At 38.9% G+C, this 23,397-nt stretch carries 26 protein-coding genes and 1 riboswitch; of the genes, 7 read left to right on the top strand and 19 right to left on the bottom strand.

What is annotated here, in order from left to right:
- Position 1: 1 nt before the first annotated feature.
- From NSQ94_RS06570 to NSQ94_RS06560, 3 genes are all read right to left on the bottom strand, one after another.
- Positions 2 to 1,063, bottom strand: a complete 1,062-nt coding sequence (locus NSQ94_RS06570; RefSeq protein WP_066247605.1) for a Xaa-Pro peptidase family protein — start codon at positions 1,061 to 1,063, stop codon at positions 2 to 4.
- The gene (gene aroQ / locus NSQ94_RS06565) at positions 1,053 to 1,505 is read right to left on the bottom strand and encodes a type II 3-dehydroquinate dehydratase (protein ID WP_063388113.1); all 453 of its coding nucleotides are present in this window, start codon (positions 1,503 to 1,505) and stop codon (positions 1,053 to 1,055) included. The genes NSQ94_RS06570 and aroQ overlap by 11 nt, the downstream gene beginning before the upstream one ends.
- A 140-nt stretch (positions 1,506 to 1,645) precedes the next feature.
- Positions 1,646 to 2,140, bottom strand: coding sequence for a YqhR family membrane protein (locus NSQ94_RS06560; RefSeq protein ID WP_063388112.1), 495 nt, complete (start codon positions 2,138 to 2,140; stop codon positions 1,646 to 1,648).
- Between the two features lie 243 nt (positions 2,141 to 2,383).
- Between NSQ94_RS06560 and NSQ94_RS06555 the strand changes: the two genes are divergently transcribed.
- Together NSQ94_RS06555 and NSQ94_RS06550 are read left to right on the top strand one after the other, a co-directional pair.
- Positions 2,384 to 3,322 (top strand): DUF1385 domain-containing protein, encoded by a 939-nt coding sequence (locus NSQ94_RS06555; RefSeq protein WP_066247604.1) that lies wholly within the window; start codon positions 2,384 to 2,386, stop codon positions 3,320 to 3,322.
- A 57-nt stretch (positions 3,323 to 3,379) separates the two neighbouring features.
- A complete protein-coding gene (locus NSQ94_RS06550; RefSeq protein ID WP_066247602.1) occupies positions 3,380 to 3,751 on the top strand; it encodes an SA1362 family protein in 372 nt (123 codons plus the stop codon).
- On the opposite strand, the gene NSQ94_RS06545 is transcribed toward NSQ94_RS06550, so the two are convergent.
- The 3 genes from NSQ94_RS06545 to NSQ94_RS06535 form a co-directional block, all read right to left on the bottom strand.
- Positions 3,748 to 4,626 carry a patatin-like phospholipase family protein gene (locus tag NSQ94_RS06545; RefSeq protein WP_066247600.1) on the bottom strand — a complete coding sequence of 293 codons (879 nt, stop codon included), beginning with the start codon at positions 4,624 to 4,626 and terminating at the stop codon, positions 3,748 to 3,750. The two genes, NSQ94_RS06550 and NSQ94_RS06545, sit on opposite strands and share 4 nt — an antisense overlap.
- Before the next feature lie 108 nt (positions 4,627 to 4,734).
- Complete coding sequence (locus NSQ94_RS06540; protein ID WP_063388108.1) at positions 4,735 to 7,296, bottom strand: vitamin B12-dependent ribonucleotide reductase; 2,562 nt, start codon at positions 7,294 to 7,296, stop codon at positions 4,735 to 4,737.
- Positions 7,297 to 7,619: 323 nt separating this feature from the next.
- Complete coding sequence (locus NSQ94_RS06535) at positions 7,620 to 8,456, bottom strand: biotin/lipoate A/B protein ligase family protein (protein ID WP_063388107.1); 837 nt, start codon at positions 8,454 to 8,456, stop codon at positions 7,620 to 7,622.
- Between the two features lie 193 nt (positions 8,457 to 8,649).
- Here NSQ94_RS06535 and NSQ94_RS06530 point away from each other — a divergent pair, with 193 nt between their 5' ends.
- Positions 8,650 to 9,024: a rhodanese-like domain-containing protein gene (locus NSQ94_RS06530; protein ID WP_063388106.1), complete on the top strand. Its 375-nt coding sequence runs from the start codon at positions 8,650 to 8,652 to the stop codon at positions 9,022 to 9,024.
- A 40-nt stretch (positions 9,025 to 9,064) separates the two neighbouring features.
- Here the strand turns inward: NSQ94_RS06530 and gcvPB are convergent, their stop codons facing one another.
- Genes gcvPB through gcvT form a run of 3 tightly spaced genes read right to left on the bottom strand, consistent with a single transcriptional unit; the run spans position 9,065 to position 12,993 of the window.
- A complete protein-coding gene (gene gcvPB, locus NSQ94_RS06525; protein WP_144596798.1) occupies positions 9,065 to 10,525 on the bottom strand; it encodes an aminomethyl-transferring glycine dehydrogenase subunit GcvPB in 1,461 nt (486 codons plus the stop codon).
- Positions 10,516 to 11,859 (bottom strand): aminomethyl-transferring glycine dehydrogenase subunit GcvPA, encoded by a 1,344-nt coding sequence (gcvPA, locus tag NSQ94_RS06520; protein WP_144596796.1) that lies wholly within the window; start codon positions 11,857 to 11,859, stop codon positions 10,516 to 10,518. Before gcvPA ends, gcvPB begins: the two co-directional genes overlap by 10 nt.
- A gap of 18 nt (positions 11,860 to 11,877) precedes the next feature.
- Positions 11,878 to 12,993, bottom strand: a complete 1,116-nt coding sequence (gcvT, locus tag NSQ94_RS06515) for a glycine cleavage system aminomethyltransferase GcvT (RefSeq protein ID WP_082829399.1) — start codon at positions 12,991 to 12,993, stop codon at positions 11,878 to 11,880.
- 213 nt (positions 12,994 to 13,206) lie between these two features.
- Positions 13,207 to 13,294, bottom strand: a riboswitch (glycine riboswitch).
- A 283-nt stretch (positions 13,295 to 13,577) separates the two neighbouring features.
- On the opposite strand from gcvT, the gene NSQ94_RS06510 reads away from it, so the two are divergent.
- Positions 13,578 to 15,245 (top strand): SNF2-related protein, encoded by a 1,668-nt coding sequence (locus tag NSQ94_RS06510; protein WP_311066316.1) that lies wholly within the window; start codon positions 13,578 to 13,580, stop codon positions 15,243 to 15,245.
- A gap of 51 nt (positions 15,246 to 15,296) precedes the next feature.
- Positions 15,297 to 16,094 carry a YqhG family protein gene (locus NSQ94_RS06505; protein ID WP_063388101.1) on the top strand — a complete coding sequence of 266 codons (798 nt, stop codon included), beginning with the start codon at positions 15,297 to 15,299 and terminating at the stop codon, positions 16,092 to 16,094.
- A gap of 90 nt (positions 16,095 to 16,184) precedes the next feature.
- On the opposite strand, the gene NSQ94_RS06500 is transcribed toward NSQ94_RS06505, so the two are convergent.
- From NSQ94_RS06500 to comGA, 8 genes are all read right to left on the bottom strand, one after another.
- Entirely contained in the window at positions 16,185 to 16,364 is a 180-nt protein-coding gene (locus tag NSQ94_RS06500) for a YqzE family protein (protein WP_063388100.1), read from the bottom strand.
- Between the two features lie 119 nt (positions 16,365 to 16,483).
- Complete coding sequence (gene comGG, locus NSQ94_RS06495) at positions 16,484 to 16,855, bottom strand: competence type IV pilus minor pilin ComGG (protein ID WP_066247591.1); 372 nt, start codon at positions 16,853 to 16,855, stop codon at positions 16,484 to 16,486.
- Complete coding sequence (comGF, locus tag NSQ94_RS06490; protein ID WP_206752135.1) at positions 16,852 to 17,283, bottom strand: competence type IV pilus minor pilin ComGF; 432 nt, start codon at positions 17,281 to 17,283, stop codon at positions 16,852 to 16,854. Before comGF ends, comGG begins: the two co-directional genes overlap by 4 nt.
- The gene (locus NSQ94_RS06485; protein ID WP_063388097.1) at positions 17,273 to 17,599 is read right to left on the bottom strand and encodes a hypothetical protein; all 327 of its coding nucleotides are present in this window, start codon (positions 17,597 to 17,599) and stop codon (positions 17,273 to 17,275) included. Before NSQ94_RS06485 ends, comGF begins: the two co-directional genes overlap by 11 nt.
- Positions 17,583 to 18,044, bottom strand: coding sequence for a competence type IV pilus minor pilin ComGD (comGD, locus tag NSQ94_RS06480; RefSeq protein WP_158640149.1), 462 nt, complete (start codon positions 18,042 to 18,044; stop codon positions 17,583 to 17,585). The genes NSQ94_RS06485 and comGD overlap by 17 nt, the downstream gene beginning before the upstream one ends.
- Entirely contained in the window at positions 18,013 to 18,324 is a 312-nt protein-coding gene (gene comGC / locus NSQ94_RS06475; protein WP_063388095.1) for a competence type IV pilus major pilin ComGC, read from the bottom strand. Before comGC ends, comGD begins: the two co-directional genes overlap by 32 nt.
- Positions 18,325 to 18,328: 4 nt before the next feature.
- Positions 18,329 to 19,360 (bottom strand): competence type IV pilus assembly protein ComGB, encoded by a 1,032-nt coding sequence (gene comGB, locus NSQ94_RS06470; protein WP_066247584.1) that lies wholly within the window; start codon positions 19,358 to 19,360, stop codon positions 18,329 to 18,331.
- Complete coding sequence (gene comGA, locus NSQ94_RS06465; protein WP_066247583.1) at positions 19,353 to 20,420, bottom strand: competence type IV pilus ATPase ComGA; 1,068 nt, start codon at positions 20,418 to 20,420, stop codon at positions 19,353 to 19,355. The genes comGB and comGA overlap by 8 nt, the downstream gene beginning before the upstream one ends.
- 316 nt (positions 20,421 to 20,736) lie before the next feature.
- On the opposite strand from comGA, the gene NSQ94_RS06460 reads away from it, so the two are divergent.
- On the top strand, positions 20,737 to 20,982 hold the full coding sequence (locus tag NSQ94_RS06460; RefSeq protein WP_063388092.1) for a DUF2626 domain-containing protein: 246 nt from the start codon (positions 20,737 to 20,739) through the stop codon (positions 20,980 to 20,982).
- Positions 20,983 to 21,036: 54 nt separating this feature from the next.
- On the opposite strand, the gene NSQ94_RS06455 is transcribed toward NSQ94_RS06460, so the two are convergent.
- Positions 21,037 to 21,681, bottom strand: coding sequence for an MBL fold metallo-hydrolase (locus tag NSQ94_RS06455; protein WP_066247578.1), 645 nt, complete (start codon positions 21,679 to 21,681; stop codon positions 21,037 to 21,039).
- 245 nt (positions 21,682 to 21,926) lie between these two features.
- Here NSQ94_RS06455 and NSQ94_RS06450 point away from each other — a divergent pair, with 245 nt between their 5' ends.
- Positions 21,927 to 22,100, top strand: a complete 174-nt coding sequence (locus tag NSQ94_RS06450) for a DUF2759 domain-containing protein (RefSeq protein WP_065095533.1) — start codon at positions 21,927 to 21,929, stop codon at positions 22,098 to 22,100.
- A gap of 116 nt (positions 22,101 to 22,216) precedes the next feature.
- On the opposite strand, the gene NSQ94_RS06445 is transcribed toward NSQ94_RS06450, so the two are convergent.
- Positions 22,217 to 23,335 carry a hypothetical protein gene (locus NSQ94_RS06445; protein ID WP_144596792.1) on the bottom strand — a complete coding sequence of 373 codons (1,119 nt, stop codon included), beginning with the start codon at positions 23,333 to 23,335 and terminating at the stop codon, positions 22,217 to 22,219.
- Positions 23,336 to 23,397: the final 62 nt, after the last annotated feature.

Here is a 23,397-nt window from a genome sequence, read left to right as displayed (position 1 = left end):
GCTAGAGAATGATGAGCTCTTTCTTCGAATGAGTCAACACTTCATTTCCGTGCTCAGTGATCAAAATATCATCCTCAATTCTTACCCCGCCTTTTCCTGGAAGGTATATACCAGGTTCAACCGTGACCACCATGCCTGGATGAAGAACGGTATCAGAGCGAGCTGATAGTGTCGGTCCTTCATGGATTTCAAGTCCGATTCCATGTCCAGTTGAATGACCGAAATATTCCCCGTACCCTTTATCCTCAATGTAGGTACGTGTAACAGCATCCGCTTCCCTTCCAGTCATTCCAGACTTGATTTCGCGCACGCCTTTCTTTTGTGCTTCAAGCACGATGTTATAAATTTCTTTCATTTCATCTCCAGGATCTCCAACAGCAATTGTCCGCGTCATATCTGAACAGTATCCTTTATAATAGGCGCCAAAGTCAAACGTTACAAGCTCTCCCTTTTCAATTGGTTTTTCACTTGCTACACCATGGGGAAGGGCTGACCGATAACCTGACGCGACAATCGTATCGAAAGATGAGGAAGCTGCTCCTTTTTTTCGCATAAAAAATTCGAGCTCATTCGCTAGTTCAATCTCTCTCACACCTGGACGGATCATATGTAAAATGTGTGTAAAGGCAGCATCAACGATTTCAGCGGCTTCCTTTAATATCTTAATCTCTTCATCAGTCTTTATCAAGCGCAACTTTTCCACAATATTTGAGACAGGAACGAATTCAATCCCTTTTAAAACATCCTTGTACGATGTGTATGTTGAATAAGAAAGATGATCCTGCTCAAACCCGAGCGTTTTGATCCCCATTTTCTTCGCCTGTGCAGCGACTTCTTCAAAAATCGATCCTGAATGCTGCACGATTCTAAAATGCTTTACTTGTTTTTTTGACTGTTCTACATACCGGAAATCGGTAATAAAGCATGCATCCTCTTTTGCCACCAGTGCGACCCCGGCCGTACCTGTAAATCCCGTCAAATAGCGGCGGTTATATTCGTTTGTAATGAGCATGCCGTCAATATTTAACTGTTCCATTTGTGAACGAACTTTTTCAAGCTTCATGTGTTTCCTCCCTGATCAAATGTAGTAAAGATAAAGCTGCCAATTGATAGCCGTAAAACCCTAAGCCAATTATTTGCCCTTGTGTCACCGGTGCTGTGACAGAATGATGCCGGAACGGTTCCCGTTGATTTGTATTGGAGATATGGACTTCAATTACCGGTTTTGAAATGCTGGCAATTGCATCCCGTATCGCATAGCTGTAATGAGTAAAAGCTCCTGGATTTAAAATCACTCCATCAAATTGTTGATCGGCTTCGTAAAGCTTATCGATAATCTCTCCTTCATGATTCGATTGAAAAAAAGAAAATTGAACTTGTTTTTTTTCACCGAGAGATTTCAATTCATTTTCCAAATCTGCCAATGTTTTTTTTCCGTAAATATGCGGCTCCCTCACGCCTAAATAATTTAAATTCGGGCCATTGATCACAAGTATTCTCTCCATCGATTACACCTTTCTATCATGTATTAAAAAAGAATGTCCAGTATTATGAACATTCTACCATAAGATTCTTGATCTCTCATCATTTAGTTTATGATTGGATCTTGTGACCCTGACACAGTTCTATAATCTCATCATTTAGTTTATGATTGACGCTCCCCATATTCGTAGGAAATGGAATACCCGACAAAAACGCCAAACAGCACATACAAGCAGATGGAGGTGACAATGGTATTTGTACCAAGCCGACCGAGCGGATCGATTTTTAGAAAAGCCGGTCCCAGCCAGCAAAAAACAACGGCCCACAGCGCGACTCCGAAAACAATGCCTCCCCATATTGACCGAACTTTTTTGAACAGAACATAATATAAAAATGCAGTAAGTATAGAAATGATGCCTATGAAGGCAGCTCCCGCAAAATGCCCAGCGACTCCGTTCTTCCAATTATCAAAGGCAAATAACATGAGAGCTCGATTTGGCCCGATTTTCGTAAAGTTCAACACATACGCTAAATATCCTATCAAACTCCATAATACTCCGCCAGTAAAACCAATGACAACAATTTTCAGAAAAAAGGATCGGAATGGTTCTTTTTTCTTTTCCTTACCAGTAGAATTCTTTTTTTCGCTGTTAAGCATCCGTCCACCTCCCTTTTTTAATATGTCCACTTTTCTTTTCTTGATGAATTTTTCATGAAAAGTTTATTTTTTGTATAAAAAAATTTATTTCATTCATACTAAATAATGATAAAGTTTTTCACGCCGCCCTATTGGAAAAAAGACACATCCAACCTAGAGGTTTCATCTAATTTTTTGTAGAATAGTAATAAATAAAACTTTTCAATAGCTTTTTTATTATATAGATAGGCAGGTTGGTGCGTCATGAAAAACGAAAAGACTATGTATGGCGGGCAAGCGGTAATTGAAGGAGTTATGTTTGGAGGGAAGCATCATTTCGTCACAGCGATCAGGAGAAAAGACAATTCAATTGATTTTTTTCAATTGCCGCGAAAAAAACATCCTATATTATCCCGCTTCAAAAAAATTCCTTTTATTCGCGGAATTGCCGCCATTATTGAAGCAAGCGCAAACGGCTCCAAGCATTTAAGCTATTCTTCAGATCGATACGATGTTGATCCAGCCGATGATGAAAAATTATTGTCAGAAGAAAAAAAAGAGTCGAAGCTTTCACTCATTTTAGGAGCTGCTGCTGTCGGAGTGCTGTCATTTTTGCTTGGCAAATTTATCTTTACTTTAATTCCAGTGTTTATCGCAGAATGGTTCAGGCCGATCATCTCATCGGATGTGGGGCAAATTTTGCTCGAAGGCTTTTTTAAGCTTTTGCTGTTGCTTGCTTATATTTATTTCATCTCGATGACTCCTTTAGTAAAGCGTGTTTTTCAATACCATGGGGCTGAGCATAAAGTGATTAACGCCTATGAAAACGGGCTCGCTTTAACTGTTGAAAATGTACAAAAACAATCAAGACTTCATTATCGATGCGGTTCCAGTTTCATTTTGTTTACGGTTATTGTTGGAGTATTTGTGTATCTGCTCGTTCCGACAGACCCGCTTTGGCTTCGCGTTGTTGACCGAATCGCTCTTATACCGGTTGTTCTCGGCATTTCATTTGAAGTATTGCAGTTTACAAATAAGCTGCGGCATAAGCCTGTTTTAAAATATCTTGGTTATCCAGGACTATGGCTTCAGCTGCTGACGACAAAAGAACCTACAGACGATCAAGTGGAAGTAGCGATTGCAAGCTTTCAAAAGCTGCTTTTATTGGAAGAAGAGACGGAAAAAATGGAGCGTATTGGTTGATTTGATAAACGAGAGCTTTTCTTTTTCTTGAAAACGACTGATGGAGGTGGCCTTTAGATGAACCGTTTTCCCGTCCATCCCGTATTCGCCGTTATCGCTACTTTAGGAGGTTTAGGGCTTATTTATATGCTCTTTTTCAATCCAAAGACTTTTTTCAAATTGTTTATTTGGGCGGTTGTCATCGGGATCATCATCCTCATTTATCGCTTAGTGATGAAAAAACGTACAAATAATGAGTATTCACAGTTTTTAAAAGCTGCGAAAAGATCGAAAAAAAGATTTAAAGATAAAAAGATACATTATGCTCAAAAGCACGTACTCCACAAAAAAAACAAAACGGCTATCTCTGCTAAAAGGCGGAGAGAAAACAATCATTTGACAGTCATCGAAGGTAAAAAAGGAAAAAAGAAAAATAGAGCTCTTTTCTAATAGGACCACTTTTTTAAAAAGGTTTCCGTTTTTTCTTTGCCGAGCTGAATTAATTCCTGTTTCTTCTCATTCGTAATTTTAAATTCCGTCGTTAAAATATTTTCAACCGGAATAAAAACGATGCTGCGTTCATGCCTTGTGGCAATATGCCTTGCATCGTGCGCTTCCTTCATCGTTTCAAATAACGCGTGAAACATTGATAAAGCGTTTTTTATTTCATTTCTTGGCCTTTCCTCTATATGCGCGCTAAGCTGAAAACCGAGGATCGGTCTTTTTTTTATTTTTCCATCAAAAAGCCAAATCGGGAAATTGCTGAGCACTCCTCCATCGACAACAATACTGACGCCATCCTTCGTCCATAGTTTGACAGGTTCAAAAAAATACGGGAGGCATGAGCTCATTCTGACTGCCTTTGCAACAGAAAATCTATTAGGATTGATTCCATATTTGCTTAAATCGTCCGGCAATACAACAATTTTTCCGTTCGTAAGGTCGGAGGCAATCACACGAAGCTTTCCTTTCGGCAAATCTGCAAATGTTGAAACTCCTTTTGCTTTTAATTTTTCTTCCATCCATTCTTCTAAAAATTGTCCTTTATATAGTCCCATCCGCCAATAAACACTGATCCATTTCATGAGCATAAATGACATAATTCCTTTTCTTTTATCTAAAAACTTTCGCAGCTCTAAGCTGTCCATCAAAGAAAGGATTTCATCACTTTTGTAGCCGGCTGCAATGAGAGCGGCAATGATCGAACCGGCGCTCGTGCCAGCAACCCTGGCGAATTCAAATCCTTTTTCCTCCAAGGCCTTGTATGCTCCAATAAAAGCGAAGCCTTTGATCCCTCCACCAGAAAAAACACCGTCAATTTTCAAAGCATTCCCTCCTTACTATTCCGTTACTACATTTTAAGAAGGGAAAACGATGTTTAGAAGTTTGTTTTCAATAAAAGAATAAAGCAGCAGAACAAGTCTGCCGCTTTATTATAATCCACATTTCAATTGGGCACCGCATTTTGTACAAGTATTGCAGCCGCCGATTTCTTGAACCTTTCCTTCCCGGCAAACAGGACATGTATTGCCGACTTCGTTGCCATATGTGACATCAGTTGAGCGCAAATCTTGAACAGTGTTCATTAACACAACTTTACCTTCATTTTCTTTCGTCGATTCCGGAATGTCGTCATTCAATACATTTTCTTCCGCTTTTAATGTCAGGACTTGGGTATCACGGCTTCCGTCTACATAAACAGTTCCGCCTTTTGCTCCGCCCTTCCATAGGCGCTCATATACTTTTTGCACTTGATCAACTGTATAGCCTTTCGGCGCATTTACTGTTTTTGAAAGGCTTGAATCGACCCATCGTTGAATGATACATTGCACATCGGCATGAGCTTCAGGCGACAAGTCCATCGCTGACACAAACCAATGCGGTAAATGATTCGGATCAGCTTCCGGATGTTCGTTTAAATATTCTTGAACGATATCCGCTTTTACTTCAATAAATTTGCCAAGACGCCCGCTTCGGTAGTACGAGAAGGAGAAATATGGCTCAAGACCTGTAGAAACGCCAACCATAGTGCCAGTTGATCCTGTCGGTGCTACCGTCAGCAAATGCGAGTTGCGAATACCATATTTTAAAATGTTTTCGCGAATATCTTCCGGCATTTTTTTCATATATCCTGTATTAATGAAGGCTTGTCTTAATTTTTGCGTCTCTTCCTCCGTTTCGCCGACTAGGAACGGGAAGCTGCCTTTTTCTTTTGCCAGTTCTATTGATGCCCGGTATGCGGTCGTTGCAATTACCTTAAACACTTCATCAACAAGCTTGTTGCCGTCCTCTGCTCCATATTCTTTTTCGCAGTAGATAAGCAAGTCCGCCAAACCCATAACGCCTAAGCCGATGCGCCGTTCACCCAGCGCTTGCTTTTTGTTTTCTTCGAGAAAATAAGGCGTAGCATCAATGACATTATCTTGCATTCTGACGCCGATTTCCACAGTTCGTTTGAGCTTTTCATAGTCAACAGCTTTCTTTTCCTTGTCGACCATCTTCGCCAAGTTTACTGCTGCTAAGTTGCAGACGGAATATGGTGCAAGAGGCTGTTCACCGCACGGATTTGTTGCAACAACCTTTTGACCGTATGCTCTTGCGTTCGTCATATCATTGGCATTGTCAATGAAGAAAATACCTGGCTCCGCTGAATAGGTTGCACAAATGTTAATCAGCTTCCAAAGCTCTCTTGCGCGAATTTTGCGGTACACGCGCACGCGATGCCCCATTTTCTCCCACTCGCGCACATCGCCAACTTTATGCCATTCTTCATTGTAAATCTTCATTTCTTCATCATTGTAGCTTTCCACATCTGGGAAGCGAAGCTCATACTCCCGATCTTCTTCCACTGCTTCCATAAACTCTTTCGTCAAGCAGACAGAAATGTTAGCGCCTGTTAAAAATTCCGGATTATGAACAGTATATGTTCCTCCGACTCGAAGCTTTAATTCCGCCTCTCTAATAACAGCGTCTGAAAAGCCTCCTTTGCCCGGAACATTTTTAAAGTTGACAATTCCTTGATACATGTCGCGCTCTTGCTGTGTAAGAGGAACAAATTTGAGCTTGTCTTCAGCCGCCTTCTTAATTCCTTCATCATTTGTATTTTCAATTAAGTAGCGCAAAATGCGCGGGTTTTGCATTTTGGAAACGATAAATTCAATGATGTCAGGATGCCAGTCGGCTAGCATAATCATTTGGGCTCCTCGCCGTGAGCCACCTTGTTCAACAAGATGGGTTAATTTTGCAATGTCATCCAGCCACGACACAGATCCTGATGATTTGCCGTTTACACCTCGGGCTAATGTGTTTCTTGGTCTCAATGTTGAACCGTTCGTGCCGACACCGCCTCCGCGGCTCATAATTTCCATTACTTGTTTGCGGTGTTCAGAGATCCCTTCACGGGAATCTTTTACAAAGGGCATGACATAGCAGTTAAAATACGTCACTTCGGTTCCTGCTCCTGCGCCGTAAAGAACCCGGCCAGCCGGAATAAAATGCAGATTGACGAGCTCTTGATAAAATTTTTCAAACCATTCTTTTCTTTTTTCTTCTGTTTTTTCAACAGCAGCAAGACCTGTTGCATTTCTTTTGGCAATTTGTTCATAAAAAATTTCAAGCGGTTTTTCGATGACATCTAAAGAGCGAACGATGATTCCCGTCTCCCGTTCTTCAGGCTTTTCAAGAGTATGACGAAACTCTTCTTCGACCTGAACCTTTGCCTTTTTATTTTCCCAATCAATTTCTTTAATGTAGCCTAGCCCTCTTGCAGGAAATTTTGGATCTTCCTTGATCGTCAGCACTACAAAATCGCCTTCAGATAGCGTAATTTTTTCAGTGTCTTTAAATGAATACCTGTCCAGCATTACAAGGCGCGAAACACCTTTGTGCGTGATTTTCATATCTTCCGTAATCGGATGCACCTGCGGGAAAAGGCTGATATCTTTATTCAGCTTCTCCACATCAATTTTCATTTTCTCATTCAGCGCCACTGTCATATTCACAACTCCCTTAAAAATATCGTACTTGATATACGTTACCACATTTAGATGATATTATCAACGAAAAAATAACAATATATTGTGCTAAAGAACATTTGTTTGCTCTATATATTGTATGATATACGCTACATTATGAAAATGTCAAATGTAAAACTAACCAAAAAAAGAAGCAAGGAAAAGAAATTTAATGATCTTAGAATCATTCCGGCGGTATTTGAAGAAATTTGTCAGTTGCAGTTTTTGAAAACACATCGGCACCTTGATTTACAAGCAACGATCCATTTCATTTTGATCATACAAAAAACGGCATGTTCGCCGCTTCATCTTCTAAAATTCCATTCTTCTGTTTCATATTTCTCTTTAGCCAGTTTTTTCACATACTCTTCTTGTTCGCTAGACAATTGGTACGGTCTCAACTCAATATCAAGCCCGTATTCAAACCCTTTTTTAAAGGCGCTCCATGCCTCTTCCATTGTGACTGGAGTTTCTCTAAGGTCGTTGATCGCCACCGCTTTATTTTTAAAGTTTTTCTCTAATCTTTCCCTGACTCGCTCATTAGGATATTTAAACAAGTCGAACAGCAGCTTTTCATCTAAATCTAGCAATATCGAGCCGTGCTGCAGGATAACGCCTTTCTGGCGAGTTTGGGCACTCCCGGCAACTTTTCTTCCTTCAACTACCAGCTCATACCAAGACGGTGCATCAAAGCATACAGATGACCGCGGATTTTTTAAATGCTGTTTTTCTTCATCCGTTCTTGGAATTGCAAAATGAGCGTCTAAGCCTAACAAGCGAAATCCATGTAAAATTCCTTCCGAAATTACACGATAAGCCTCTGTCACGGTTTTGGGCATTCGCGGATGATCTTCGGATACGATGACACTATATGTAAGCTCCTTGTCATGCAGCACGCCCCTTCCGCCTGTTGGTCTTCGTACAAAGCCAAGGCCGTGCCGTCTTACAGCATCCATATCAATTTCTTTTTCAACCTTTTGAAAATAGCCGATGGATAATGTCGGCGGATTCCATCCGTAAAAACGAATCGTCGGAGCGATTTTTCCTTCACTGTGCCAGTCCAATAAAGCTTCATCAAGAGCCATATTGTAAAAAGGGGATGAAAAGCCAGAATCAATATAATTCCATATTTCTTTTCCCATATCGCAACCCTCTTTATTTTATATTTGCTTTTTTAGTCTATCAAATGAAGAGGATATTGTTAAATAAAACGCCCGAAAAGAAATGACATTTCCATTCTTGTTTTATATAATAAATGTTGTCCAACATTCGTATGTATGTTCACATGAACTTCAAACAAATAAATTCAAACAAATAAAAAGGAGTCGAACAAGCGTGGAATGGTCATTGCTCATTCTTGCAGCTATTATCATTTATTTTTTGGCCACATTTTTATATCAAAAAAAGATTATGAAAGGATTAACGGAGGAAGAATTTAAAGCCGGCTATCGGAAAGCGCAGCTCATCGATGTGCGGGAGCCGAATGAATTTGAAGGTGGCCACATTTTAGGAGCAAGAAATATTCCCCTTTCCCAATTGAGACAGCGCTATAAAGAAATCCGCCCAGACAAACCGGTTTATTTATATTGCCAGTCAAGTGCAAGAAGCGGGCGAGCCGCACAAATGCTGAAGAAAAAAGGCTATCAGGAGCTCTATTATTTAAAGGGCGGCTTTAAAAAGTGGACTGGAAAAATTAAAAAAGGGAAATAAAATGAAGTATAAAAGATAAGGATTCGCAAAACGCGAATCCTTACTTTTTTTCATATTTTAATATCGGATTTCTTGCTGCGAGTGTTTCATCGAGCCTTTTGACGACTGTTGTATGAGGAGCTTCTTGAACGATTTCCGGTTCTTCCTCCGCTTCTTTAGCAATTTGAATCATCGCTTCGATAAAGGCATCCAATGTTTCCTTTGATTCCGTTTCAGTCGGTTCAATCATCATGCATTCTTCAACATTGAGCGGAAAATAAATTGTCGGCGGATGATACCCGAAATCGAGAAGCCTTTTTGCAATATCAAGCGCACGGACACCGAGCTTCTTTTGCCGTTTCGCAGATAAGACAAATTCGTGTTTACAAATGCGGTCATACGGCATTTCGTAATAAGGCGCTAATTTTTTCAGCATATAATTCGCATTTAATACCGCATTTTCAGAGACCGCCTTTAAACCGTCCGGACCCATGGAGCGGATGTATGTGTATGCCCGCACATTGATTCCAAAATTTCCATAAAACGATTTTACTCGTCCGATCGATTGCGGCCTGTCTTCGTCGAAACGAAGTCCATTTTCATCCTTGACAAGCACAGGCTTCGGCAAAAAAGGAATTAACTCTTTTTTCACACCGACAGGTCCTGAACCGGGACCCCCTCCCCCGTGGGGGCCTGTAAACGTTTTATGAAGATTTAAATGAACGACATCAAAGCCCATATCCCCTGGTCTCGCTTTGCCTAAAATTGCATTTAAATTCGCTCCGTCATAATACAATTTTCCTCCAACTGAATGAACAATCTCCGCCATCTCTACAATATGCTCTTCAAACAAACCGAGCGTATTTGGGTTTGTTAACATAAGAGCAGCTGTATTTTCTCCTACCACTCTCTTTAAGTCGTCTAAGTCGACAAGTCCGTTTTGATCAGATCGCACCGTGACAGTTTCAAAACCGGCAACGGTCGCTGAAGCAGGATTTGTTCCATGGGCTGAATCAGGTACAATCACTTGTGTTCGATGTTTTTCTCCATTTGCCTCATGGTAGGCGCGAATCATCATGAGCCCCGTCCACTCTCCGTGCGCCCCTGCAGACGGCTGCAATGTAACAGCATCCATACCTGTAATTTCTTTTAAATGTTCTGATAAATCATACATTAATTCCATTGCTCCTTGAACCGTCGCTTCATCCTGTAATGGATGAATATAAGAAAAGCCAGTTAATCTTGCCACATTTTCATTTATTTTCGGATTATATTTCATTGTACAGGAACCAAGCGGATAAAAACCGGAATCCACACCGTGGTTCCGCTTCGACAAAGCAGTATAATGGCGCATAATGTCAAGTTCTGATACTTCCGGCAGCTCGGCATCTTCTGTCCGCAAATAGTCACTAGGAATCAGCTGATCAATATTTTCCTCCGGTACGTCTAAATCAGGCAAGCTGTATCCGATCCGTCCCGGTTTTGATATTTCAAAAATTAACGGTTGATCCTTCATTGCCATCCCTCCAACTCGTTCACAAATAAATCGATTTCTTCTTTCGAACGAAGCTCTGTTACCGCTACAAGCATATGTTTTTCAAGTTCCGGATACGTTCTGCCAAGGTCGTAGCCGCCGATGATTCCCTTTTCGAGCAGCTTTTTATTGGCCAAAGAAACTGGTTTGGACAGCTTCACGACAAACTCATTAAACATTGGACCTTGAAACGGAATGGAAAAACCTTTCTTCTCAAACATCTTTTTCGCATAGTTTGCTTTTTGGATATTTTGATAAGCCATTTCTTTTACACCTGTTTTTCCAAGAGCAGTCATGGCAACAGAAGAGGCAAGAGCATTTAACGCTTGGTTGGAGCAAATGTTTGATGTAGCTTTATCCCTTCTGATATGCTGCTCCCTTGCCTGCAGAGTGAGAACAAAGCCTCTTTTCCCCTCTTCATCTACTGTTTGACCGACGAGTCGCCCAGGAATTTTTCTCATCAGCTCTTTTTTTACGGCGAAATATCCACAAGTTGGACCGCCAAAAGACATTGGAATTCCAAACGGTTGAACATCGCCTACTACGATATCCGCACCAAATGAACCAGGCGGTGAAAGCACACCTAAAGCAAGAGGATTGCTTGAAACAATCAATAAGCTTTTCTCGGAATGGGAGATGTCTTCGATTTGGTGAAGCGGTTCAAGTTGGCCGAAAAAATTTGGATGCTGTACAATGACTGATGCTACTTCGGCGTTCATCATTTCTTTTAATGCCTCTACATCGGTCACTCCGTTTCGGTAAGGGATTTCCACTACCTCAACGTTTTGTCCTTTTGCATAAGTTTTTAGCACATCTCTCGTTTCAGGATGCACCGTTTGCGAAACGAGCACCTTTTTCTTTTTTGTTTGACCTGCAGCTAATAATGCAGCTTCTGCTAAAGCTGTCCCTCCGTCGTACATCGACGAGTTGGCGACATCCATTCCTGTCAATTCACAAATCATTGTTTGAAATTCGAATATTGCTTGGAGCTCGCCTTGAGAAATTTCTGGCTGGTATGGCGTATAAGCCGTATAAAACTCTGATCGGGAAATGACATGATCGACAATTGCCGGAATATAATGGTCATACACTCCAGCTCCTAAAAAGGAAACGTTTGTTTTTACATCTTTATTTTTGGCAGCAAGTTGAGATAGCTCGCGAAACAGCTCGGTTTCCGGTTTCGCAGCCTTTATGTTGTATTTTCCTTTAAACCGTACACTTTCTGGAATGTCGGCAAACAGGTCATCGATCGATTCGACTCCGATCGCCTCCAACATCTCTTTTCGATCAGTTTCTGTCATCGGTAAATAGCGATGCTTCATCGAAAGCTTCTCCTTTCTTTATTTTCCATTTTTTGTTGGTCGTTTATAAAATGGAGTTGGTACTACTCTTGCTTTTAATCGTTTTGTCCGAACTTCCACCTCAATTTCATTCCCGATCTCCGAAAATTCTTTCTTGACGAGAGCGATTCCAATGCTTTTATTCAAAGTAGGAGAGTGCGTCCCTGATGTAACAACTCCAATTTGTTGATTTCCAGAAAACAATTTATAGCCTGAACGGGGAATGCCTTTTTCGATCATTTCCAAGCCGACCGCCAGCCTCGATACCCCTTGTTCTTTTTGTATTTGCAATACATCTTTTCCGATAAAATTCTCTTTTTTCGTAAGCTTCACTGCAAATCCGACTCCTGCTTCTATCGGAGTAATGTCTTCCGAAAGATCTTGACCGTACAACGGCAAAGCTGCTTCCAGCCGCAACGTATCACGAGCGCCCAATCCGCATGGAACAACTTTTTCTTTATCTCCTGCTTGCAAAATCTTCTCCCATAAATAAACGGCGTCCTCACTTTGGCAATAGATTTCAAAGCCGTCTTCCCCGGTATAACCAGTTCGGGCAATGAGCGCTTTTTTACCTGCGATCTCAGCACTTTCAATAAATTCAAAAAATTTCAACTCAGATAAGTGTACGTCTGTTAAAGTTTGCAGCACCTTTTCCGCTTTCTGGCCTTGCAATGCAAGGAGAGCACAGCTTTCAGAAATATTTTGCAATTCAACATCTCCGTGTTTTTGAGACATGAGCCATTGAAAATCTTTTTGAATATTCGCTGCATTGACTACTAAAAGATATTTTTCCTCGTTTAGCCGATAAACGATTAAATCGTCTACACAGCCTCCATCTTCATAACACATAATTGTGTATTGAGCCTTTCCATCCCGAAGCTTTGAAACATCATTAGTTAATACCTTTTGCAAAAACTGAAGACTGTCTTTCCCTTTTACAATGATTTCTCCCATATGAGAAACATCAAATAGACCTGCATTGGTGCGGACAGCGTAATGCTCCTCTTTAATGGAAGTAAATTGCACAGGTAATTCCCATCCTCCAAAATTGATCGTCTTTGCTCGATATTGTTTATACACTTCAAAAAGAGGAGTGCGTTTTAATTCATTCATCATTTCCCCTCCTGATCTATTTTTTGCATCTAATTTCTCTCAAAATTTTTCAGCTTAAAAAGCAGAAAAAAGGACAGAAAACGGCCTAGTATCGTCTTGTCTATTCCAATCGACAAGATTTTGCTACACCGTCTCTGTCCTTTCACCTGAAAGTTTACCTTATAAAGGCTTTCCCCTTTGGTGGTTTGCACAATATGCAAACACTCTCCAGAGCTGCGTCAAACAAGAGTCTTTTTGCCTGAGAGATTCACATATGCTTGCTCCTTCGGCGCCTCACAAAGGAGGTCTCTCCCCTTGCTCTCATCCGCACATATTTTCTTGTAAATTGTGAAAAAATAACAAATGACATATTCGACAAAAAGGAAAAAGATGAGTAGAAAACAAAAGAAAAAGACTTCAAACGTATTTTAATGGTATCATCTTTAAACGGTTTCAGCAATACCTTTCCCAAATAATTTTAAAAAATCATTGTTAATTGTTCGTGTTTATAAAAATTTATAATCAAAAAACGGGACGGTTTTTGAATTAGCGATAAAAAAAATGAACATTTCACTTTGAATATAAAAATAAAGGATAGGGTGTGGGCAATGAATATAAACATCCGCTATAAAACAACATGGGAAGAAGAATTTTTGCAAAGATTAAAGGAAGACGGTCCGTGGGCAAACTGGGAATTATACAAATTAGCTTATGAAGTTACGAATTATTTGACCATTCCATCATTTGAAGGTTTAGTAGCTCCTTTGCATCTTGATCATGTAACCCCTCTTCCCCACCAATTGGAGGTCGCACAAACAGTAGTAGAAAAATTAAACGGAAAAGCAATATTAGCTGATGAAGTCGGTCTCGGCAAAACAATTGAAGCCGGATTAATATTAAAAGAATATATGATTCGCGGACTTGTCAAAAAAGTGCTCATCTTAGTTCCAGCTTCACTCGTCTCCCAATGGGTGAGGGAATTAAATGAAAAATTTTACATTCCTGCCGTTGAGCAAAAGAAAAGCTATGTTTGGGAGCAATGCGATGTTGTCGTATCTTCCCTTGATACAGCAAAAAGAAGCCCCCATAAAGAAATTATTCACGGATTGGATTATGACATGGTCATCATTGATGAAGCGCATAAATTAAAAAATAACAAAACAAAAAACTATGAGTTTGTTCAAAATTTAAAGAAAAAATTTTGTTTATTATTGACGGCAACGCCTATTCAAAATCGCATTGAAGAAATTTTCAACCTTGTTTCTCTTTTAAAACCTGGACATCTCGGCAATGAACAGCTCTTTCACGATATGTTTAAGAAAAAAGGACGGAATATTCGTGACGATGAGCATTTACGAGAACTTGTCAATAAAGTTATGATACGAAACCGCCGCATTGATACAGGAATTGAATGGTCAAAAAGACATGTGGAAACGATTTGGATTCAATTTTCGAAAGCTGAACAGGCTTTATATGATGCCATCAGCCAAATTCGGTCGTCATTCTCTATTCCGACAAGCAGTTTCTCCATTTTAACGCTTCAGCGTGAAGCATGTTCGAGCAGAGAAGCAGTGTACATAACATTAAAAAAAATGCTTGATAAAAAGGATGAAGCTCCACAATTGCCTGAAAAGATCATTCGCAATCTAATGGGCTATATCGATCAAGTAACAAAAAATTCGAAAGCAGAAAAAACGGTCGAACTCATTCAAAACATTAACGATAAAGTGATTATTTTTACCGAATACCGGGCAACACAATTATATTTACAATGGTTTTTAAAACAGCACGGCATAACATCTGTTCCGTTCCGCGGCGGATTTAAACGCGGCAAAAAGGATTGGATGAAGGATTTATTTAAAAATAGAGCGCAAGTACTGATCGCGACAGAGGCAGGAGGGGAAGGGATAAATTTGCAGTTTTGCAATCATATTATTAATTATGATCTGCCTTGGAACCCGATGCGTTTGGAGCAGCGAATCGGGCGCATCCACCGTCTCGGACAAGAACGGGATGTGTTCATTTATAACATGGCGACAAAAAATACAGTAGAGGAGCATATCTTAAAGCTATTATATGAAAAAATAAATCTGTTTGAACGTGTTATTGGGGAATTGGACAGTATTTTAGCAAAACTTGACCTCCGCAATATTCATGAACATATAGAAGATATTATGATTCAGTCGAGTTCGGAAGGAGAAATGAAAATTAAAATGGAAAATTTAGCGGCTATTCTTAACTTTGGTGAACAATTACAACAGGCCGAGAATAACTGATTTCTTTATTTTCATAGCTGCTTGCAAAATTTTTAAATAGGAGGCGGAATGATGCAGCAGGCTCAAATTTCCACATTTTTAAAACGCTTTTTTCAGGCGACCAATTGTCCAATTATTGAAGAAAAAAACGGATATTTTACCGTTCAATTAACTGTTGAAATGGATAAAGAATTAATGAACCGGCCTTTTTACTGGCATTATTTAGAAAAAACCGGCGGAACTCCAAATCCGATGAAACTTACTTTCATCACGGATTCAAAGGAGGCTCCGGAAGATGTAAAAGGTGAATGGATTCATTTCGGATCGCCGAGACTGCACCAAATTTTTGCGGCAACGAAGAAAATGTCTTCTTATATTCGGTTATATGAACAGACAGCAGCTTCCAAAGCAAACGTGCCGCTGCACCCTTGGATTGGGATGAATGTAACGATTTCGTATATTTGTGACAAAAAGAAGGATCAAACTTATTCATTAGGACTGCATTTAATCAACGGAAGGATTGTTGAAAATTTTCAGGAGCAGCTAGAAAAAATTCATTTGACACCGAAAATTCCTGATTTTTGTTTTACCATTACGCCATTAATTACACCAAAAAGCGGATTAACTCGATTGAAGCATTACGTGATAAAAAAAATTGAAGAAGATGACCATCGGTGGGCGGAAGAAGCGAGAGAACGAATGAATGCCGATTTAGCATTGTTGGAGCATTTTTATGAAGATCTAGATGAAAAACCTTCTGTTTATTGGACAGAAAAGAAGGCGATTCAAGAGCTGTATGAACCGCGCATTGAAATAGAAGTCCACAATGGAGGAATTTTTTATTTATCATCGGATTCTATAATTCATTAAAATAAAATCAAGACGCAGAAAATACGCTCGAAATTGAATGATCTCATCACTTTTCAATAAAAAAGGAGCTGGTAAACGGCTCCTTTTCCTTTATTTCTTTTTCTTGATCAAAATTAAAAACGCCATCGGCAAAAATCCAAACCATCTCATTGATAATGGAAGACGATCTTTTTTCCGTTCCTCACGCCTTTGTTTCCTTGCTTCTTTTGGGGTGTCGATAAACTTTACAAACTGTTCGGTTACATATTTCACATAATCATTACCAGACATAAGTGGGCACCTCGAAATAAAATTTTTTTATATTATTTCCTAAACTCTGTTCATTTAAACAGACATTCTGGCAAATAAACGATTGGTTGAAGCTTTGATAAGGCGCTGAACGATGAAAGCTATGAATATTCATTCCAGCTCATAATCTGTTGATTGTTCAAATCATAATGAAAGTTTGCCGTATACTCCGTTCCTTTTAACGTCTTGCATGTAATGGAAATATTGACGATTCCTTTTTCTTTTTTCGTTCGTTTATACGAAATGGTTCCATTTGGGAGTTCAAGTATTTCCTGGGTATCAGAATAGTCAGCTTTTTTCAGCGAATATTGAACACCGGCAAGCATTAACGTTTCCTGCAAATAAAACTCTTTCGCATCATGCCGAAATCTTTGCTCTTGTATATATGAGGAAGCATATGCGGTAAGAATCATTATGCAAAGCAGAAATATGCCGATCGTCATCGGAAAAATATGACCATCTTCATTTTTCAATCAGGAATCACTCCTTTCACATCGCGAATGGTTCCTTCAAACCGCTTACCTTCTAAGCTTGTGATTTCAATTTTCACACCATGTGTTATTGGAATAAAATGAGCGGCTTGAACACCGCGCAGCACAATAACATGTCCTTTTCCGTCAACCTGATAGCGCAGCAAATCATTATATTGACTGAGTGTGACTACTTCTCCTTTTTGATTTTTATATTGTAAAACATTTTGCTTCACCATTATTTGTTGAGATGTTTTGATTTCACGATGAAGCTCAATTAGAAATAAATTCCACTCGCTTGGATGTAAATCTTGCTGCCTCGTATTCAATTTGAGAAAAAATGAGAGCATGGGTGCAAAGGAAGAGATGATGATGGTTGTCGCTAGAAAGGCTATCAGCATGTTTGCTGCCGTATATCCTTTATTGTTCATAAATGTAGCCGCAAACCTTTTGTTCTGCATTTTCATCCGAAAGAACACATAATTCAGCAAATTGCCCCTCCTTTCCCCACACCAGTTCGAACATCATCCCTTGCCGCTCAACTTGGCCATTTGTTTTTTTCTTTTCAAATACAAAACGTTCAAGTTCTTCTTTGAGCAGTTGATAAGCCAGCACAGATGCTGCTGCTTCTTTTTGCTGTTTCAATAAGGCTGTTGACACAGGGACCAGCGTCAGCGAAAGCAAACACCATATGGAAAATGCTATTAATATTTCTGTGATCGTATATCCGCTATAATTTTTCCACACGGAACCTTCCTCTCCCTAAATTAAAAATGATTTTGTACGTTTTTTTATCATACGAAATGAAGATTGTTCCAGCTTGATAAAAATAGCCGGAAGGAGAGTACTCGATTGGAAATTTTATGTTTCCTGATTCGACTTTTATGTTTTGATCGTATGCTCTTTCAAACAGTTCCCCTTTAAAGCCGGATCGTTCAGCTTCGTAGTAATGTTTGTCAGGATACCAAAACAAATAAATTTTTTCTTTATTAACGAATGCGTGCTGTTGTACATATAGCAAATCTTTTTCCAGTTGAACGAAAAATTGATCGATGACTTTTTCTCTGTAAATATTTACTGCTCCAATCCATATAAAAGAGCTGATCAATAAAAAGATCGAAAGAACAAGAAGCATCTCCAGAACAGTAAAACCACTTTGCCTAGTTGCTCTTAATGACGTTTCCATTTGCATCAATTTCAATCTCATCACCATTTGGACATTTTCCAGAATTATTCGGCAAGTACCCTTTAGTGATTAAATCATTAATTGTTGGTGTTTGATGAAACTCCATTTCATATGCGACGACTTGCCCCTGCACCATATCAATTAAACCTTCGCACCCTTTATTTTGAATATTTTTATTATGAGCCATAACATTCGGAATCGTTATAATAAGCAAAATCGAGATCACTAACAGTACAACCAGCATTTCCACCAATGTAAATCCATGTTCATTTTTCACTATTTTCATCCTCCTATACTTGACCCATCATTTGGTACATTGGAAGCAAAATCGATAAATAAATGATCAATACGAAGACCCCGATCATCAGAAAAACGACCGGCTGAATATAACTAATGATTCTCATTATTTTTTGTTCCATCCGCTCCAATACGAACCGGCTGTACATATACAACTCTTTAGACAATTGACCGACGGCTTGTCCATGTTGAACAACAGAGGAAAGTTCCTGTTCAAAAAATGGACTTTCAGCAAATATTATCTCTAGCGATTCTCCTTTCTTTAATTTCTCGATAAACAGATTGGCCTCTTCCCTATAAAAATGGAGAAAATGTTGTTCTTGAAACAGAGTAAAGCATTCAAAAACGGACAATCCTCCCTTCAACAAATTGCTCATTTGCAAAGAAAAATAGTAGCTGTGAAATAACCGCAAACCTTTTGAAACGATCGGAATTTTCATAAGCAGCTTCTGTTTTTCAAGCGGAGGCTTTTTTCGGAAAGAGACCCAATAGTAGAAAAAAAGGAGCAATAAGAAACTAAACAAAATGAAAAAAAACGTTTTGATGCCTTTAATGGTAAACATGACAAATGTCAGAAAGAAGGAGGCGTTCAAATCAACTGCTTCATACATATACGAAAATTGCGGGGTAACAACTGCTTGGATGACAAATAAAATAATTAAAAGAAGAGCAATTAAAAAGAGCGGATAGCGGAGAACTTGAATAAATTTTTCCAAATGGAGGAGTTGTTTTTCCAGCATTACTGAGCTTTCTTTTAAAGCAAAATGTATATCACCATGCTTTTCAGCAAAGAAAAGATAGCTTAGTACATCTCGATGAAATCCAAGCTTCTCAAAAGCCGTGTATAGCGAATTTCCTTTCGTCAACATCTGTATACAAGTCTCAATATCTTGTCGGTATTTTTCTTTTACATGAAAACTCATAAAGCGAATAGCTTCATTTAATGCATACCCTTCTGAAAGCAGCTCACTCACTTTCTTCAAAAATTGTGCCTGCATCTTTTTGTTCCATCGATGCCTATTCATATTCAAACACCCAACGATCATATATGTCCGGATATAAATACCCAAGAGCGATTCCTTTTTTAATTACATCTTTTAACTTCATATAATCTAACTCACTCTGCTCCTCTCCTTTTGCTTCCCGAATAGCGGCGGTTAAATTTTTGCCGTAAAGAAGTTCATAGACCCCAATTCTCCTAATTTCCTTTAATTTTTTGCAATAAGGCGGGCAATTCCCTTTGCAAAACGGGCATATTAAATGAACGAGACGCTGCGCAGCAACAGCGATCAAAGTTTGCTCAATTTCGGAAAAGGTTACACCAAATTCTAATAATCGATAAATAGCTCCCTTTGCATCCCGCGTATGCATGGTGGTCAGTACTAAATGTCCGCTAAGCCCAGCCCGGACCGCAATCCTTGCTGTCTCATGATCCCGAATTTCACCGACCATAATGACATCGGGATCGTGTCTTAATATTGCTTTTAACCCATTTGCATACGTAATTCCAGCTTTTTCATTGATCTGCACTTGAAGCATTTCATCGCTTTTCGTTTCCACAGGATCTTCAAGTGTGATGATGTTTCTTTTAAAATGTTTTTTTGCATAATGGAGAAGCGAATAAAGAGTGGTCGTTTTTCCCGAACCGGTCGGACCGGTAAGGATCAGGAGACCGTGAGAATGCTTTAAAAATGAAAGCATTTTTTTGGATTCTGACGGGAACAATGAAAGTTTTTCAGGCGATTGAATCGATTGCTCTAGCAATATTCGGATGACTAGACTTTCATCGAATACTGTAGGCAATGTCGATAAACGAAGATGCACCTCTCCGTAAATCGTATGGAAGGAGTAAGCACCGTTTTGCGGACGCCTTTTTTCGCCAATATCCATTTGGGCCATAAATTTAAAATGAGAAATTAAGCGTTCACAAATAGCTTTAGGCAGATGAAATATTTCTTTGATGTCATCGTCAATTCGAAATTGAATAACTGCTTTTTTCTTTTTCGGAACAATATGGATGTCTGAGGCACTAAATGAACACGCCAGTTCAATCAGTTTTTCGCTAAGCTTTTCAATTTCAATCATTCCATATCCCCCCTTTCTTTTCTTAGGATTCATCTTAACGAATTGAAGAGAAAAATGCGAACGTAGATAATGGATTTTTCTTTTCCCTTTCCTTTTGCAAAATTTAATTGAGCATAACCGAAAAATAACAATTGTTTGCAAAGACTGTTTAGAAAACAATTTTTTGCTATAAACTCATAATTTTTGAACATTTTTTTACAACATGTTTGAAAACAAAGTGGATACAATAACAATTGGAAACGGTATATTTACAATGTATCAAGCTGTACATTATAATATAAAAAGCGACCGATTGAGGGAAAAGGAGGGAAACACAATGGATCGCATGTTCCGTGTACTCGGTTTTTGGACAGGTATTTTTGCTATTATGTTTTATTTAGGCGATATGAAGACGACGTCTTTACTTTTCTTTGGTCAAACTGGATTTTTTGTTTTACTATCTTATTTAAAATTAACTGAACGTATGTATATTTATATTTTCGGAGCATATTTGACCATTTTCTTCGTCGGGTTTACATATTGGACGACGTTTATGATGGTCCCTGGACAAGGCGGCCATTAATAAAAACAGGCAATTCCGCAATGGAATTGCCTGTTTTTTGACCTTCTTCAATTTTTACGAAAGCGAAAATCCATTTAAAAAAGGATTTGTTTCCATTTCTTCTATAATGGTTGTTTCTGAACCGTGGCCAGGCAACACAATGGTTTCTTCCGGCAGCACTAGCAGTTTTTCATGAATGCTTTTCAGCAGTTCTTCATGATTCCCTCCAAGCAAATCCGTACGGCCAATGCTTCCTTTAAATAATACGTCGCCTGAAAAAACAGCATTTGCTTCTTCTAAATAGTAGGAGATGCTTCCAGGAGAATGCCCCGGTGTTTCAAATAAAGAGAACTGGAAAGAACCAATTGTCAAGCTTCCTTCTTCCCGAATGATTTCGTCCGCTTCCTCTACCATTACATTTTTTCCATTCATAAAATGACCAGATCCATTTAAAGAAGGATCGCCAAGCCATTTTTGTTCTTTTTCGTGGACATATACTGGAATATTCCAAACTTTTCGAACATCATCAATCGCTCCGATGTGATCAAAATGTGCATGTGTCAACAAAATGGCAAGGGGAGTCAACTGATGTTTGCGCAATACTTCAATTAGCTTTTCTCCTTCATCGCCTGGATCAAATAAAATACACTCATTTTTGTCATTTGTTAAAATATACGCATTTGTTTGCAGCAATCCGAGCGGGATTCTCATCCATTTCATGCTCTCACCTCAGGTCATTTTCTTTTCATTTCCATCATACAAAACATTCTTTTTTGGCGCAAAAGGAATAGTTAGAAAATTTTTGGCCAAACCTAAAATGTGCAGGACATACCGTTCATAAAATTGACATAGTCATTTTATGCAAACGTACCGTTCCTACCTCGACAAATCTAGTAAAAGAGATTAAAATATGAAGGGGAAGATATTTGCCGCACTTCAACGTATAAAAGATTGGGGGCTATACAATGGGTACTGTCATTATCTTTACTTTAGTAACTTTGCTTGGTATCTATGCTATTTTCCGTTCTTTAAAACAAAAAAACATATTGGGAATTTTGTTTGCGCTTGGAACAGTCGCTGTTTTTGGATGGTTTACCTATAAAACGATTGTTCACCACGGTATACCAGTGCCACACTAAAAAAGAAAGAATGGCGGGGCCATTCTTTTTTTTATGAATAAATAAACATTCAGTTGTCACACACCCGTCTTTTAACCTCCGCTTCATATTGCCAAAAAAGATGCTTTCACTCCTGTTTATTTTACAATCTCCTGAATCTTTTCCTTACTTAAATCCATGATTTTTTCCAATCTCGGCCCATACAAAGCATAATGACCGGATGGCGAAATGAGGATAGGATCGTTTGTCACGTTTTTGAAGATGGTTTCTTTTTTCTTAGTGATAAGGTTAAATCTTTGCAGTTCAAAGGAACCGTCCTGGGATTTGGCAACGGGCACAAATGTATAAAACTGCTGATTTTGAGCATTGAAGTCATAGTAGGGAAAAATCCATTGAGAGTAATCGGAAGCCAAAGGGACACGAAATGTAGACAACACTTTTTTTGATGAAGAATTTATAAAAACATATTGACCGAATCCTTTTTCCTGTTGATTTTCCTGCAAATACATGACAATCGATGAAAAATTTCCATTTCCGATGACATGATCAGCGATTTTTTTTTCGTGATGTTTCATTAAGTTCGCTTCATAAAGCGGAGCGCTTAACTCAGGCTCATCGTTATTCCATTTTACATATGTAATGCGATCTTCATCTGTCCATTGAAAAAAAGGTATTTGATAGGGACTATCCACAACTTTTTTCTCTTTCAAATCAAGCAAATAAGTCTTATATGACCAATCTTCAGCAAATGCTGTAACCATCAGCTCTTTTTCATTATAGGGATTCCATGTGTATTGAAGTTCAAACGCATTGATTTCCCAATGAAATAATTCCTCTCCTTCGGTGTTTACAAATGTCAGGATGGCTTGATTGGTTTCAGGGCTTGAATGAATGAGAAAAATTGTTCGGCGATCATTGGGCACTGTTTGAATAATCGGATGCTTTGTCTGAAAAAATAGTTCATCTTTTCCGCTTTGAAGATCGTGACAAATAACTTCCGAACGGTCTTCAAGATTTTTAATGTAAAGCACAGCCGTTTCATGAAACCATCCAGTAATATTTTGAAAGGTATTTTCCTCTGCTTCAATCGGTTGAATGTTCTCTAAAAGATTCTGTTCTGCTTTAAAGTTTTCAAACTCATTTTCCATTTTTTTCTCTTTTGTCACTTGTTTCTTTTCATTCGTAAGCTGATGAAATTCACAAGACGACAAAAGGAGAATCGGAAAGCACATGACGAAAAAAAAGGCTGCCCTCATCACCCTCATCCTTCTCATCCAATTTTCACTTATAATTTACGAATTTTTCAAAAAAATGTTTC

The sequence above is a fragment of the Aeribacillus sp. FSL K6-2833 genome (genome assembly GCF_037965815.1).
Taxonomy (GTDB): domain Bacteria; phylum Bacillota; class Bacilli; order Bacillales; family Aeribacillaceae; genus Aeribacillus; species Aeribacillus composti.
Note: the sequence above shows the minus strand (reverse complement) of the source record. Positions and strands in the feature narration are given on the sequence as shown.

Excerpts from the sequence above, each read along its gene's own strand:
- NSQ94_RS06570 (WP_066247605.1), bottom strand. The coding sequence starts at position 1,063 with ATGAAGCTTGAAAAAGTTCGTTCACAAATGGAACAGTTAAATATTGAC.
- aroQ (WP_063388113.1), bottom strand. The coding sequence starts at position 1,505 with ATGGAGAGAATACTTGTGATCAATGGCCCGAATTTAAATTATTTAGGC.
- NSQ94_RS06560 (WP_063388112.1), bottom strand. The coding sequence starts at position 2,140 with ATGCTTAACAGCGAAAAAAAGAATTCTACTGGTAAGGAAAAGAAAAAA.
- NSQ94_RS06555 (WP_066247604.1), top strand. The coding sequence starts at position 2,384 with ATGAAAAACGAAAAGACTATGTATGGCGGGCAAGCGGTAATTGAAGGA.
- NSQ94_RS06550 (WP_066247602.1), top strand. The coding sequence starts at position 3,380 with ATGAACCGTTTTCCCGTCCATCCCGTATTCGCCGTTATCGCTACTTTA.
- NSQ94_RS06540 (WP_063388108.1), bottom strand. The coding sequence starts at position 7,296 with ATGACAGTGGCGCTGAATGAGAAAATGAAAATTGATGTGGAGAAGCTG.
- NSQ94_RS06535 (WP_063388107.1), bottom strand. The coding sequence starts at position 8,456 with ATGGGAAAAGAAATATGGAATTATATTGATTCTGGCTTTTCATCCCCT.
- gcvPB (WP_144596798.1), bottom strand. The coding sequence starts at position 10,525 with ATGGCAATGAAGGATCAACCGTTAATTTTTGAAATATCAAAACCGGGA.
- gcvPA (WP_144596796.1), bottom strand. The coding sequence starts at position 11,859 with ATGAAGCATCGCTATTTACCGATGACAGAAACTGATCGAAAAGAGATG.
- gcvT (WP_082829399.1), bottom strand. The coding sequence starts at position 12,993 with ATGATGAATGAATTAAAACGCACTCCTCTTTTTGAAGTGTATAAACAA.
- NSQ94_RS06510 (WP_311066316.1), top strand. The coding sequence starts at position 13,578 with ATGAATATAAACATCCGCTATAAAACAACATGGGAAGAAGAATTTTTG.
- NSQ94_RS06505 (WP_063388101.1), top strand. The coding sequence starts at position 15,297 with ATGCAGCAGGCTCAAATTTCCACATTTTTAAAACGCTTTTTTCAGGCG.
- NSQ94_RS06500 (WP_063388100.1), bottom strand. The coding sequence starts at position 16,364 with ATGTCTGGTAATGATTATGTGAAATATGTAACCGAACAGTTTGTAAAG.
- comGF (WP_206752135.1), bottom strand. The coding sequence starts at position 17,283 with ATGAACAATAAAGGATATACGGCAGCAAACATGCTGATAGCCTTTCTA.
- comGD (WP_158640149.1), bottom strand. The coding sequence starts at position 18,044 with ATGCAAATGGAAACGTCATTAAGAGCAACTAGGCAAAGTGGTTTTACT.
- comGC (WP_063388095.1), bottom strand. The coding sequence starts at position 18,324 with ATGAAAATAGTGAAAAATGAACATGGATTTACATTGGTGGAAATGCTG.
- comGB (WP_066247584.1), bottom strand. The coding sequence starts at position 19,360 with ATGAATAGGCATCGATGGAACAAAAAGATGCAGGCACAATTTTTGAAG.
- comGA (WP_066247583.1), bottom strand. The coding sequence starts at position 20,420 with ATGATTGAAATTGAAAAGCTTAGCGAAAAACTGATTGAACTGGCGTGT.
- NSQ94_RS06460 (WP_063388092.1), top strand. The coding sequence starts at position 20,737 with ATGGATCGCATGTTCCGTGTACTCGGTTTTTGGACAGGTATTTTTGCT.
- NSQ94_RS06455 (WP_066247578.1), bottom strand. The coding sequence starts at position 21,681 with ATGAAATGGATGAGAATCCCGCTCGGATTGCTGCAAACAAATGCGTAT.
- NSQ94_RS06450 (WP_065095533.1), top strand. The coding sequence starts at position 21,927 with ATGGGTACTGTCATTATCTTTACTTTAGTAACTTTGCTTGGTATCTAT.
- NSQ94_RS06445 (WP_144596792.1), bottom strand. The coding sequence starts at position 23,335 with ATGAGGGCAGCCTTTTTTTTCGTCATGTGCTTTCCGATTCTCCTTTTG.